Origin of the sequence: Microbispora corallina, from assembly GCF_016863035.1 — a bacterium.
Classification (GTDB): Bacteria; Actinomycetota; Actinomycetes; order Streptosporangiales; family Streptosporangiaceae; genus Microbispora; species Microbispora corallina.
Genome location: NZ_BOOC01000011.1, coordinates 187,699 through 200,439, shown reverse-complemented (window position 1 = coordinate 200,439; position 12,741 = coordinate 187,699). Strand labels below are relative to the sequence as shown.

Annotated in this window: 9 protein-coding genes; 3 read left to right on the top strand and 6 right to left on the bottom strand. The window is 71.2% G+C overall.

All coding sequences use genetic code 11. The annotated features are described in order from the left end of the window. Positions 1-5: 5 nt before the first annotated feature. The 6 genes from Mco01_RS14570 to Mco01_RS14545 all read right to left on the bottom strand — a co-directional run bounded on the left by Mco01_RS14570 (position 6) and on the right by Mco01_RS14545 (position 7,695). The gene (locus tag Mco01_RS14570; RefSeq protein ID WP_204057425.1) at positions 6-1,973 is read right to left on the bottom strand and encodes a CRTAC1 family protein; all 1,968 of its coding nucleotides are present in this window, start codon (positions 1,971-1,973) and stop codon (positions 6-8) included. Then, positions 1,970-2,932 carry a DUF1702 family protein gene (locus Mco01_RS14565; protein ID WP_275410498.1) on the bottom strand — a complete coding sequence of 321 codons (963 nt, stop codon included), beginning with the start codon at positions 2,930-2,932 and terminating at the stop codon, positions 1,970-1,972. The genes Mco01_RS14570 and Mco01_RS14565 overlap by 4 nt, the downstream gene beginning before the upstream one ends. Positions 2,933-3,178: 246 nt before the next feature. Next, complete coding sequence (locus Mco01_RS14560) at positions 3,179-4,171, bottom strand: DUF1702 family protein (RefSeq protein ID WP_204057424.1); 993 nt, start codon at positions 4,169-4,171, stop codon at positions 3,179-3,181. A 197-nt stretch (positions 4,172-4,368) separates the two neighbouring features. Continuing rightward, entirely contained in the window at positions 4,369-5,181 is an 813-nt protein-coding gene (locus Mco01_RS14555) for a class I SAM-dependent methyltransferase (protein ID WP_204057423.1), read from the bottom strand. Positions 5,182-5,254: 73 nt separating this feature from the next. Beyond that, positions 5,255-6,535 (bottom strand): MFS transporter, encoded by a 1,281-nt coding sequence (locus Mco01_RS14550; protein WP_275410497.1) that lies wholly within the window; start codon positions 6,533-6,535, stop codon positions 5,255-5,257. Positions 6,536-7,044: 509 nt separating this feature from the next. Beyond that, the gene (locus tag Mco01_RS14545; RefSeq protein WP_204057422.1) at positions 7,045-7,695 is read right to left on the bottom strand and encodes a TetR/AcrR family transcriptional regulator; all 651 of its coding nucleotides are present in this window, start codon (positions 7,693-7,695) and stop codon (positions 7,045-7,047) included. Between the two features lie 431 nt (positions 7,696-8,126). On the opposite strand from Mco01_RS14545, the gene Mco01_RS14540 reads away from it, so the two are divergent. From Mco01_RS14540 to Mco01_RS14530, 3 genes are all read left to right on the top strand, one after another. Beyond that, the gene (locus tag Mco01_RS14540; protein WP_204057421.1) at positions 8,127-9,158 is read left to right on the top strand and encodes a haloalkane dehalogenase; all 1,032 of its coding nucleotides are present in this window, start codon (positions 8,127-8,129) and stop codon (positions 9,156-9,158) included. A 69-nt stretch (positions 9,159-9,227) separates the two neighbouring features. Beyond that, positions 9,228-9,566, top strand: coding sequence for a CU044_2847 family protein (locus Mco01_RS14535; RefSeq protein WP_204057420.1), 339 nt, complete (start codon positions 9,228-9,230; stop codon positions 9,564-9,566). Between the two features lie 7 nt (positions 9,567-9,573). Next, positions 9,574-12,609 carry a trypsin-like peptidase domain-containing protein gene (locus tag Mco01_RS14530; RefSeq protein WP_204057419.1) on the top strand — a complete coding sequence of 1,012 codons (3,036 nt, stop codon included), beginning with the start codon at positions 9,574-9,576 and terminating at the stop codon, positions 12,607-12,609. The last annotated feature ends 132 nt before the right edge of the window (positions 12,610-12,741 follow it).

Sequence of the window (12,741 nt, the reverse complement as noted above, 5' to 3'; positions counted from 1 at the left end):
GTGGATCACTTCTCCTTGGCCTGCAGACCGAGCTCCAGCGAGTGGCGGCCCGGGGTCAGCTGAAGGTCCTGTTCGCGCACCTGTCCGGTGCGGTCGCGCCACTGCAGGTGCACCTTCACCGGCCCGGTGACGTTCTGGCCGAGGCCGAGGTGCACGTCGGTGGTGCGGCGGCCGGAGTGGCCGCTGCTGCCGTCCACGCGGCCGATGTACATGCGGCCGTCGGCGGTCATCGCGCAGACCTGCGCGCCCGTGGCCGGCGAGCCCGGCGCGGGGAAGCGGCCGGCGACCGGCGTCTCGGCCCTGGTCAGGTGCAGGTCGAGGTACGCGCCCTGGGAGGGGCTCTGGTTCTGGTAGAAGATCGGCGCGTCCCACTGGCGGGCCACGGCGAAGTCGAGGCGGCCGTCGCCGTCGGCGTCACCGGTCGCGATGCCGCGGGTGGGCACCGGGACGGCGAGACCCAGCTGGGGGGCGAGGTCGGCGTAGCGGCCCTCCGGGCCCTTCACGAAGAAGTGCAGGGTCTGGTTGCCCGCGATGTCGTCGCCGGCTCGCGCGTTCGGCCACCAGGTCGGGTTCTGCAGCAGCTCGTCGTTGGCCGTGGCCAGCTCCTGCAGCTGCGGCCACCGGTCGGTGTAGCCCTTCACGAAGCCGGTCGCCTGGGCGATGGCCGGCTCGCCGCCGTTGTTGAAGTCGTCGATCTTGACGTCCCAGCCCCAGCCGGACCACGCGGTCTGCGACGGCCCGCTGCGGTCCACGTACGGCGCCACGCCGTCGCGGAGGCTCGCGCGCATCTCGGTCTGGTCCTTGGCCGTGGAGACGAACTCGAAGTTGCTCTCCTCGATGCCCCAGGAGGTGGTGATGTTGCTGACGAACATGTCGTAGACGCCGTCGTGGTTGAGGTCGCCGAAGTCGACGCCCATGCCCTTGAACGAGTCGTGGCCGACCGTCTTCGACTTGGGGATCAGCGGCGAGCGCACGCCCTCGACGAGCGACAGCTTGATGTGGCCGGGCGTGGAGCGGTTGTAGAACATCCGGTCCGGGCCGAAGTCGTTGGCCAGGTACAGCTCGGGGAGCTGGTCGCCGTCGAGGTCGTTGGCGGCCGCGCCGAGCTCCCAGCCCTTCGAGGCGTCCTCGGGGAGGACGTGGTCGAGCCTCTGGTAGGCGATCGACGGCTTGTCGCCGCCCTTGGCTCCGGTCCAGCGGAAGAAGTGGTCCTCGCCGCCGTTGTGGCCGTTCGACATCGAGTGGTTCATGTGCACGCCGCCGTTGGCGGTCGGGTCGAGCACCGGGCCGTCGGCGAAGTAGTTGCCGATGAAGATGTCGTCGTGCCCGTCGCCGTCGAAGTCGGCCACGGTCGCCGCGTTGGTGTTCCACTGCGGGCCGGTGTACACGCCGTTGGTCGAGTTGGGGCCGGGCACCAGCTCGGTCGGCTGGTACGTCGTGGCGGACAGCCCGGACGCGCCCGCCTTAGCGAGGTAGACGATGGGCGTGCGGCCCCACATGTAGACGAGCAGGTCGAGCCGGCCGTCCTCGTTGTAGTCGCCGGGGACGCAGCCCATCGGCGCCATGTGGTCGTTGACGGGCAGCGGCGCCGGGTTCAGCGCGAACGGCTTGTACCGGTTCGCCTTGGCGCCCGGCGTGGGCGTGACGACGACCTGGTCGATCCGCGTGTCGACGAGGCACAGGTCGTTGGACAGGCCGTCACCGTCGAGGTCGTTCATCGCGATCGCCGCGCCGACCGAGGAGATCCAGGCGTCGATGTGCGTGTAGTCCTTGTTGACCTTGCGGATCGACTGCTGCGGGTAGCCGCTCGGCAGCGCGATGGACAGCGGCTTGAACGAGTACTTGCTCGCCATCTCCGCCGTCTGCGCGGCGGAGTACGACGGCAGGCGGGCGATCAGGAAGACGCTCGTGACCAGGACGAGCGCCACGATGCCCGGCAGCTGCCTGCGCAGCCAGCCAAGGGTCGCGGTCACTGGGTAACACCTCCAAGGGAAACGAATTCGGCGGCGATGCGCTGCCGCCACGCCTCGTAGGCGGTCCGCTCGCCGTCGTCCACCGGCTGCGGTGGCCGCACCTGCTGGGTGATCAGGGCCGCCTGCTCCGCCGTCGTGCCGCAGAAGATCTCGCTGGCGAGCCGGGTGTGGTCGCCGAGCAGCCCGGCCCGCACCCTCGCCTCGGCGGCGAAGGCCGATCCCTGGGCGACCTGGGAGCGGTGCACGCCGGCGCGCTCCCACAGCTCCCGCAGCTCGTCCTCGGGCGCCCCGCCGGCGTACGTGGCGGCCAGGCCGGCGCCCGCGTAGAGGTCCGCGTGGCGGTGCGCCGGGTACCGCTCGATGAGCGAGACGGCCACCTCGGGGTCGGTGCCGCCGACGAACCACAGCGCCCGCCCGATGCCCTGGTCGATGGCCCGGTTCGCGTACGGCCGGGTGCCGTCGGCGGGCCAGGGGAAGGCCGGGTCCTGGTACTGCCCGGTCACGTACTGCTCGGTCCTGAAGTACGCCTGGTGGAAGCCGTAGCCGTCGAGCACCAGCCAGCGCAGCAGCGGGTCGAGGGACTCGGCCTTGGGCCACAGGAACCGCGGCAGCCGGGCCATGGCCCAGCCGATGCCGACGTAGACCATGTAGACGTGCTTGTCGCCACGGCCGGCCAGGAACTCCTCCGTCTTGCGGCCGCGGCCGAAGGGCAGCGCGTCGAGGATGGCGAAGGCCATGCCCGCGCCCTCGTAGGCGAAGCCGCGGAAGCGCTCCGGCACCTGCTCCAGGCGCTCCTCGGCCTCGGCGGTCGTCCGCGCCTCGGCCGCGTACGCGTACCCGGTGAGAAAGGTCTCGCCGACCTTCTCCAGCAGGTCCCGGGCCTCCGGGCTCTTCACGTGGAATCCGCGCGTGGACATCTTCGTCTCGGAGATGTCCGGCGTCATGATTCGGCGTCTCATTGAACGCAGAAAGCTCGTCAATTCCGTACCGCCCTCCGGTCGGCCCTTTCTTCAACGGGTGATCTTTTATTATTCGAATTTATTCACACGTATCGGGCCGCGGGCCACTTCAAGAGTGCCCACTTGTGCCGATCCATAAATCGACGACATGGCGGAACGAACGCGCGGCGAATTCGCCCGCGTTTCGAGAACCGCCGTGAACGGTGTTCCGCACGGCGGAGGCGCCGTCCGCCCCCGCCGGGAGGGTCAGCCGGCGACGCGCTCGGACGCCGCGACGCGGGCGCGCACGGCGGCCCGCCACAGCTCGTACGCCGGGACGCCGCCGGAGGGGGCGGGGTCGACGGCGGTGTCGTCGGCGAGCGCGGCCGCGTCCGCGACCGACAGGTCCGCGAGCGCCGCCGTCGCGACCTCGGTGTGGCCCGGGACGAACCCGGAGTAGCTGCGGGCCTTCCCGGCGAACACCGAGCCCTGGGCGAGCTCGGCCCGGTGCTCCCCGGCATCCCTGCGCAGCTCGGCGAGGCCGGCGGCGTCGCAGCCGCCCGCGAAGGTGGCGGCCAGGCCGACGCCGCTCCACAGGTCCGCCTGGCGGTGGCTCGCGAAGCCGCGCACGGCCGCCGCCACGCCCTCGACCCGCCCGCCGTGGATGAACCACAGCGCCCGGCCGATCCCCTGGTCCACGGCCCGCAGGAAGTACTCCGGCGAGCCCTCCCAGGCGTACGGCGCGGGGACGCGCTGCTCGTCGACCCACCGGCGGGTGTCGAAGTACGCCCGGTCGAACCCGTAGCCGTCGACCGCCAGCCAGCTCATGGTCGGGTAGTACGGCGACCCGCTCATGTCGGGCACGACCTTCTTCCAGAGCGGACGGGGCAGGCGGGCCATGGCGAAGCCGATGCCGATGTAGGTGAGGAAGATGTGCGGCCGCCCCGGGCCCGTCATGAGGTCACGGGTGCGCGTGCCCCGGCCGCCGCCCATGGCGTCGAGCACGGTGAAGGCCATCGTGGCGCCCTCGTAGGCGAAGCCGCGGAACTCGGCGTCGACCAGGCTCAGCCGGCGCTCGACCTCCCACTGGTCGCGCGCGTCGATCCCCCACTCGAACCCGCAGATCACCGATTGCGGAATGGCCTCCAGCCGGCGGGTGGCGTCGGTCGGCGTGACAGGAAATCCGCGCACCTCGAATGTCACGTCGGCCAGGGACGGCGTGAGCAGGAGCCTGCGTACGGAACCGAAAAACGTTGGCATGAAAAGGCCGCCTCCTCAAGCTTCACATCGCATTCCGGCGGTCGCACGCCGGCGGCCGGACCATTCCATGGTCATATGCGAAGTCCTGGGAAACATCTCCCGGATTGCGACACCAAGACCGGGTCCCGTTTGCCGGGTGATCTTTTGTTTCGTCGTGACGACCCTCGCGGATCGGCCGGTTCCCGCTGAGTCGCGGGTCACGCCTTCTCCGCCCGGATCGAGTACGTGAGGGGGATGCGCGGAGCGCCCTCGGGATGCCGGTAGACGTCGCCGTCGTGGCGCTCGAGCGACCGGCGTTGGAGGTAGAAGGTGTGGTCGTGCTCGTGAAGAAACCGGATCCGTAGCCCGGCTCCGGCGATCGCGGAGACGACGGTCGACAGACTGTGCCGCCACTCGACGGTCTCGTTGTCCTCGGTCACCGCCGCCTCATCGGCGTACGTACCAGCGCCTCCCGAGGCTTCCGGACCTTCGTTGAAGTAGTCGTGCGTGACCGTGCTTCCGGTCTCGTCGTCGAGGACGAAGCTGAACGGGTGGAACTCCGCCAGGTACAGACACCCGGCGGGAGCGAGCAGTTCGGCGACCACCGACGCCCAGCGGCTGATGTCGGGAAGCCAGTTCAGCGCCCCGAAGCTGACGTAGACGATGTCGAAGGTCTCACCCTCGACGGCCGAGACGGCGTCGTAGACGTCCGCGGTCACGAAGCGTGCGTGGATGCCGAGTTCGGTCGCGAGTCGTGCGGCCGCCTCGATCGCGGGTGGAGAGAAGTCCAGCCCGGTGACCTGGGCTCCTCGTACCGCCCACGACAGCGTGTCCCGGCCGAAGTGACACTGCAGATGGATCAGGCGCTTGCCCCTGACATCGCCCACCTCGGCTGTCTCGAAGTCCTTCAGCGAATCGGGCCGGGCCCGGAACCCCTCCATGTCGTAGAAGGCCGCGCCCAGATGAATGGGCACCCGCTCGTCCCAGTACGCCTTGTTCAACTCCCGCCAGCGCCCTGCCTGGTCACCCATGAATCCGGACGATATACGGAGGCGGGCCGGCCTCCTACCGCCCGTCCTTCGTAGTGGCGGCGGGGCCTCGCGTCTATGTCTCCGCGTCCGTGGCCGGCGCCGTCGTCCGCGTCGCGCGGACCGATCGCAGGATGACGAACATGCAGGCCGTCCCGGCCGTACCGGCTCCACAGATGACCGCGTACGGGGGAACCCACGCGGCGACGGCGCCGCCGGCGACCACGCCGAGCCCCTGAAGGGTCATGAGCCCGGCGCCCAGCAGGGACATGGCGCTCCCCCGCACCGCCGGAGGCACCGCTTGCACGAACCACTGGTCCATGCCGAGCGTGTAGGCGGCGCACAGCCCGGTGAGCAGCAGGAGCGCGACCGCGAGCGGCCACGGCGGATGGACGGCGAACGCGACCATCGGCAGCATCGACCCCGCTGCCAGCGGCAGTGCGATCCGCTCGCGGGCGGCCGCCCCGAGCAGGGTGCCGGCCAGCACCTCGCCCACCGCGGTCCCCGCGGGCATCGCGGCCATGAGGAGCCCGAACCCCACCGAGCCCGCACCCGCGGCGTCCGCGAAAGGCGCGGCGGTTCCCTCGGCGACGATGAAGAACATCGGCGGGATCCACCACATCAGCAGCAGCGCGCGGACCCGGGGGATGCCGAGCAACCGCCGCGCGGAGGCCATCGAAGTGCGCATGATCGCCCCGCCCCCCGATGCCCGGGCCGGGCGGCCACGGGTGCCCAGACGCAGGAGCAGCGCGGAGCCGAGAAAGGCACCGACGGTCACGTGCAGCGCGGCGCGGGGTGACAGCCATACAAGGGCCAGTCCGCCGAGTCCGTAGCCGATGATCTGGGACCCCTGCGAGACCGTCCGCACCAGCGAGCGGCCCAGGACGTACAGGTCACCGGACAGGATGTCGGCCAGGCTCGCCGCCCGGGTGCCGGTGAACAACGGCGACATCATCGCGACGGCGAAGCGGAGGACGAACAATCCCGCGAGCGGAGTCGCCGGAACGGCCATCAACGTCACGCAGCCGGCCGAGAGCAGGTCGCAGGCCACCAGCACCCGGCGGGCGGGATATCGGTCGGCGATGCCGGAGAACAGGATCCCGCTGAGCGCGTAGGGCAGGAAGCCGAGGGCGAGGACGAGCGCCGTCAACGGCGCCGAACCGGTCCGCCGGAACACCAGCACGGCCAGCGAGGCGTCGGCGAGGACGCCTCCCAGCATGGAAAGGACATGGGCCGTGAAAATCGCCCGGAATTCCTTGACCGCGAACACGGCGCCGTAACCGGCTGTGACGCGTGCTCGGCTTCGTGAGGCCGCTGAGGCGTCCCGCGACTCGGCCGTGGAGGAGGGTTCTGCCATGCGGTGGTTCGCGCTTCCCTGTCATGACGGTCACGGCAGGTTCCCGCGGGCGCCGAGGCCGGGTCCGAGGGGCGGCACGTAGGCACTGCGCCCCTCGGACCCGACGCGACGATCTCGTGACCGAATCGGACTGAGATCAACTTGTTGGGTCGTGCCTGTCTACCGCGGGAACCAGCCCAGGGGGTACGAGGTCATGGCGATTCACCTCCCCACAGGTAGGAAGTCTTCTGCCGCGAGATGCTCCGGAGCAGTGCGTCAGCGGCGAGCGCGGGCGCGACATGACCTCCGGTAACCTGAACAACCATGTTCGGGTTTCACCCTAGCACTAAGTCGTACATCCGTGTTCGGAATGATGCGTGACGAGGGTCACAGCGCGCCGGTGAGGCCGGCCGGCGGCGCGGCGGGCACGCCGAAGCGCATCGGGCGAAAAGGTCTGGCGCCTTGTGACCTGGCGGTGACCGTGCCGAGCCACGGCAGGTGCGACGAGGGCTTCCCGGTGACGCCGGCGGTTACGGGGCCGGCGTGGGGACGGCCGCGCCGGGCGCGGTGAGGGCGGCGAGCAGTGTCGCCGAGACGACGCGCGCGGCGTCGCCGGCGTCCAGCCTGCCGGCGGCGGTGTCCTCCGCCGCGGCGTGCATCAGGCTGAACACGGTCGTGACGAGCCACCTCTCGGGCAGGTCGTCGCGGAAGACGCCGGCGCGCCGCCCGTTGTCGACGATCGTCTGGACCCGTTGCAGGGTCCGGTCGTGCACGGCCCGGATCCGTTCCGGGGGCAGTTCGCGCTGGGCGGCCTGAAGCACGGAGTGGAACTGGTGCACGATCTGCCAGGAGGCGCCGACGAGCCGGGTCAGCGCCTGGCCCGGGTCACCGGTGGTGTCGGTCGCGTCGAGCGCGGCGTCGGACTGCTCCATCGTGCGCGTCAGGACGGCGTCGACGAGGTCTGCCCGGGTCTTGAAGTGCCCGTAGAGCGTGACCCGGCCGACCCCCGCCGCCTTGGCGATGTCGGCGACGCTGGCGTCGGCGTCGCGGGCCAGGCAGAGCTGGGCCGCGTCCAGGATGGACCTGATGTTGCGCCGGGCGTCCGCTCGCCGCTCGGTCTGCGCCGCGGGGGCCTGCGCGGACCCCGACCTGTCGCCGGCGCCGCGCGATGTGGCTGCCATCTTCCGCTCCCGTGCTCCCCGAGCCCACGTTCCCAAACAACTCGAACAGTCTAGTTCACGTTGCCACCCGCGTGCCGCTTCCCCGCCCTGACGGCGACGTCCAGCGCTCCGCAAGGAGCACTAAGTCGGACGCAGATGTTCGATTTGATGGTAGCGTCAAAACCTGAACATATGTGTTCATGTTGGCGGCTGATCGACCTCGCCGTCGACACGCCAGGGTCCGTCCCGTACGGCCTAACCATGCCTGTGAACCGGAGACAGCGAGGAATACATGCGCACATCGCCCAGACGACCGTGACGACGCCTCCGCGCCGGCCTTCCTGACTCGCCGCCACATGCTCGGCGCCGGGACCGCCGCCGCGGCGAGCGGTCTGCTCCGATTCCCGCCCTCGGCGCATGACGGGCAGCCGCGATCGGCACCGGCCCCTCACATGAAGGTGGTGCGGACGCCGGAGTCCCGATTCCGTAACCTGGCCGACTACCCGTTCGAGCCGCACTACGTCCACGTCGACGCCGGCGACGGCTCCGGTGTCCGGCTGCGGATGCATTACGTCGACGAGCGGCCGGCTGCCGCGGTGAGGCCGTCCGGGCAGACGATCCTGCTGCTGCACGGGGAACCGTCCTGGAGTTATCTGTACCGGCACGTGATCCCGCCGCTCGTGGCCGCCGGGCATCGCTGCGTCGCCCCCGACCTGGTCGGCTTCGGCCGCTCCGACAAGCCCGCGTCCCGTTTCGCGTACACCTACCAGCGTCATGTGGACTGGCTGCGCGAAGCGGTGTTCGACAGGCTCGACCTGCACGACGTGACCATGGTGTGCCACGACTGGGGTGGTTTGCTGGGCCTGCGACTGCTGGCCGAGCACCCCGGACGGTTCCGCCGTGTGGTGGCGACGAACACCTATCTGCCGACCGGGGACCAGGACGTCGGCCGGGCCTTCCACGCGTGGACGCAGTACAGCCAGCGGGCCGACCCGTTCGACGCCGGCTCCGTCGTCGAGGCGGGCACGATCGGCGAGCTCAGTCCGGCGGTGAAGGCCGGATACGACGCGCCGTTCCCGGATGAGACCTATCGGCAGGGCGCCCGCCAGTTCCCCCTCCTGGTGCCCATCACGGCCTGGGACGAGGCCACCGTTCCCAATCGCAACGCGTGGGCCGTGCTGCAGACACTGTCCACACCGTTCCTGTGCGCGTTCAGCGACCACGTGATCCTGCTGCCGCAGGCGCCGAACACCGACGACCCGAGCTACGCCGTCCCCAATCCCGACCAGTGGTTGCGCGAGCGCATTCCGGGCGCCCACGGCCAACCGCACACCACCATCGCCGACGCGGGCCACTTCGTCCAGGAGGACCAGGGCCCCAGGCTCGCCGCGATCGTCAACGCCTTATCGAGTCGACGCTGTAGGGCCGGCCGCGACCGCCATCGTCAGGCGCTTTCACCCGTGGGGACGCGCCTGGCACACTGAGGACGCCCGGACCCGCTGAAGCCGGAGGGTGACCCCGGTCACCCTCCTGTTGGACCCAAGGGGTGAAGGATGGCGGAGGACGACGGGACCGCGCTGGTCCCGGTGCGGATCGGGGAGACGCTCGTCTATGTGACGGTGCGCGGGCGGCCGGCGGGCCAGGACCCGGCGGCCCTCGATGAGGAGGACATCGCGTTCCGCCCGCCCCGCTTGGAGGACGCCCTGGACGGTCTGATGGGCGTCGCCAGGGCCGTCGGAGAACGGCTCAGGCAGACGGAGGCGTCCTCGGCATCCGTGGAGTTCGGCTGTGACTTCACCGTGGAGTCCGGGTCGTTCGTCGCGGTGGTGGGCAAGGCGTCCGCCACCTCGGCCTTCAAGGTGACCTTGGAGTGGGCCGGGCCCCGGTCATGAGCCGGTCATGAGCTGGGAGGCGCTGCTGAGACGGGCGACCGTGGCGCTCGCGGCGCCCTCGTCCGGCGGCGCCGCGGAGGGCACCGGCTTCTTCGTCGCCCCCGGAGTGGTGGCGACCTGCGCCCATGTCGTCGCCGGCCCGGGTGAGACGCCCGCGCCGGTCGTCCACGGCCGGGTGGTCGCGCTGGACCTCGACGTCGAGCTGAGGAGCGATCCGGAACGCTGCTTCCGCGACCCCGCCACGGGTCTGGACCTGGCACTGCTGCGGGCGCACCGCGATGTGGCCGTCGCTCCCGTGGCGACCTCGTCCGCCATGCGGCCCCACGACGTCATGTGGACCTTCGGCCACCCGGCGGGCGCGTTCCGCGGCGGGCAGCACGCCACGTTCACCTACCAGGGCGACTCGCGGCGCAGCCGGGACGAGGCCTTCGAACTTCCCCGCGTGTACGGCACTCCTGTCGGCCGCGGCTACAGCGGAAGCCCGGTGGTGGACACCCGCACCGGCGGTGTGTGCGGCATGCTGTCCACCTCCGACATGGCGGGCAGCGCCCACCTGATTCCGATCTCGGCGATCCTGGCCCGCTGCCCTGAGGCTCGCTACGACGGCGAGGGCGCCGCGCCGTACCTGGACTGGCTCGCGTCCCTCACCGACGAGCAGGTGACGGCGGGCGGATGGCGCTTCCCGGGGCCCCGGCTGGCCGCCTACCTGGCCGCGGCGGCCGCCCGCGCAGAGGACCACCCCTATCCCGGAGTGCTGCCCGGCACCCCGAGGCCGCCGTTGTCGCAGGTCTACGTGCGCCACCACACGCAGCGGTTATCCGATGCGGCCCCGCCCGGCGAGGGAACCGGTGCCGAGCCGGCGGTGGACGGCACGATCCCATCGGGGCCGATCCCGCCGCGCCGCGAGCGCACGCCCGCGGAGGACGTCCTGGTCGCCGATCACGACGTCGTCGTGATCGGCGGTCCCGGTGCGGGAAAGTCCAGCCTGCTGCGCACCACGCTGATCGACCTGGCCACGCGCTGGCTGGCGCGGCGCGAGACCGGCGAGCGGGTAGGACCGTCGATCGGCGCCCCCGTGCGGCTGCTCGCCGCCGACCTGACCGGTCCCGGGGCGCTCTCCACCAGGATCGCCGCCGCCGTCGCGGCCGATCTCGGCGGACTTCTGCGCGCGGACCTGCCCGCCGAGGTCTTCGCGGCCCCGCCGCTGCCGGGCGAGCGCTGGCTGGTCCTGGTGGACGGCCTGGACGAGGTCCTCGACGCCGAGCGCAGGGCCGCGGTGCTGGCCGCGCTGCGCGCGCAACGGGAGGGACCGTACCGGTTCGCGGTCGCCAGCAGGCCCCTGCACGGGCCGGAGCTGGCGGACCTGCTCACCGTGGCCCCCGGCGACACCTATGAGCTGCTGCCCTTCGACGCCGGGCAGTTGGCCGACCTGGCGCGCGGCTGGCTGGCCGGCTCACCCGACCCTGAGACGGCCGTCCGTGACTTCATGCTCCGCGTCGCCGACATCCGCCCTCCGGCGCTGGTCCGCAGTCCCTTGCTGGCGACCATGCTGTGCCAGCTGTACATGGCCGACCCGATCCGGCCGCTCCCGAGAGGACGGCACGGCCTGTACCGCGCGTTCCTCGACCTGCTCGCCGCCCACGCCCATTCCGGCGCCTCCGGGCTGATCGCCCAGGCGCGGTCGGTCCTGGACCAGTACGGCACCGATCCCGGCGAGGTGGTGCGGCGGGTGTTCGACACGCTGCCCCGGCTGGCTCGGACGCGCTGGACCCAGGAGGACGGACGGCCGGCGGCGACGATCGTCGCTCAGTGGGTGGCGTCCTCGCGCCCGCCCGCGATGCGGCACGCCGAATGGGAGGACCTGGTCCGGGCCGTCCTCCGGCGGAGCGGCGTGCTCACGGAACGGGCGGGCGATCTGGACTTCCTGCACCAGACCCTGATGGAGTTCCTGTCCGCCCGGGCCATCGCCGCCGACCCGGTGGCCAGTGAGGAACGGTTCCGCGAGCTGTTCGGCCGCCGCGGCAAGCGGATTCCGTCGCCGTACGCGTTCGACTCCCACACGCTGTTCCTGATCGGGTTCTGGCAGGCCGATCTCGCCTACATGGTGCGGCTGGAGAAGGCCTTGCTGAACGTCGCGTCCTCGTGGGCACGGCTTCCCCCCGTCTGGCCGTTCCTCCGCACCGCGTGGCGCTCGTACTGGGAACCACGCAGGCGGTACCAACAGAGCCGGTTGAGCAAGTATGTCTCCCAGCGCGACCTCGACGCCCTCTCCGTGATCGCCGAGATCGTCGCCGACGGCTTCGTCCCGCTGGTCCCGGCCACGGTGCCGATGACTACGGACGGCCTGGCGCGGGTGCTCAACGTCCGAGACCAGAGCACCGACATGGAGGTCAAGGCAGCCCGGCTGCTGGCCGACCTGGGGGATCCGCGCGGCCGTGAGAAAATCACGAAGGTCGCGGCCAATACCGGTGTGTTCGAGCCGAGGCGCGTCGAGGCCGCGCTGACGCTGGCCCGCCAGGGCGACCCGCAGGGTTCGGAGATTCTCGCCGAGATGGCCGGCGACACCGATCTGTGGTTGTCCTGGCGGATCCAGGCGGCCGGCGCCCTGGCGGAACTCGGCGACCCCTCAGGCGTGAGCCGCCTCATGGCGCTGTTCGAGGCGTCGGAGCGCGGATTCCACCGGATCGAGGCCGCGTTTCAGCTCACGGAGCACGGTGATCCGCGTGGCCCCCGGCTGCTGGCCGAACTCGCCGCCGACTCCGCGTTCGACCGCGACTGGTCGGCCTACTACCTTCCGGTCCTGGTGAAGCTCCGTCTGCCGCGCCACAGGGAGATCCTGGAAACGCTGGCCACGCCGTCCCCGGGCACCTACCTGCCAAGGGACGAGCAGTGGCAGTCCGTCGACGCGGCGGAACTTCTCGCCACGCTGGACCCCGCGCGGGGAATGGCGAAGCTCGCCGCGATAGCGGGAGACGAGAGATTCAGCAAGATCCACCGCCAACGGGCCCGTGCCGCCGCCCAACGAACACACGAGGGCGGATAACCGTTCCGTGGCCCGGTCCGCGCCCGCGCCCGCCCGCGGCGGGTTACCGGGGGCGGTGTCCGGGGCACGCGCTGTGGCGGCCTGTCCCGTCCAGGCCGCTGTCTCGTCCGTGGTACCTGTTCTCCCGGCAGC

Excerpts from the sequence above, each read along its gene's own strand:
- Mco01_RS14565 (WP_275410498.1), bottom strand. The coding sequence starts at position 2,932 with ATGAGACGCCGAATCATGACGCCGGACATCTCCGAGACGAAGATGTCC.
- Mco01_RS14560 (WP_204057424.1), bottom strand. The coding sequence starts at position 4,171 with ATGCCAACGTTTTTCGGTTCCGTACGCAGGCTCCTGCTCACGCCGTCC.
- Mco01_RS14555 (WP_204057423.1), bottom strand. The coding sequence starts at position 5,181 with ATGGGTGACCAGGCAGGGCGCTGGCGGGAGTTGAACAAGGCGTACTGG.
- Mco01_RS14550 (WP_275410497.1), bottom strand. The coding sequence starts at position 6,535 with ATGGCAGAACCCTCCTCCACGGCCGAGTCGCGGGACGCCTCAGCGGCC.
- Mco01_RS14545 (WP_204057422.1), bottom strand. The coding sequence starts at position 7,695 with ATGGCAGCCACATCGCGCGGCGCCGGCGACAGGTCGGGGTCCGCGCAG.
- Mco01_RS14540 (WP_204057421.1), top strand. The coding sequence starts at position 8,127 with ATGAAGGTGGTGCGGACGCCGGAGTCCCGATTCCGTAACCTGGCCGAC.
- Mco01_RS14535 (WP_204057420.1), top strand. The coding sequence starts at position 9,228 with ATGGCGGAGGACGACGGGACCGCGCTGGTCCCGGTGCGGATCGGGGAG.
- Mco01_RS14530 (WP_204057419.1), top strand. The coding sequence starts at position 9,574 with ATGAGCTGGGAGGCGCTGCTGAGACGGGCGACCGTGGCGCTCGCGGCG.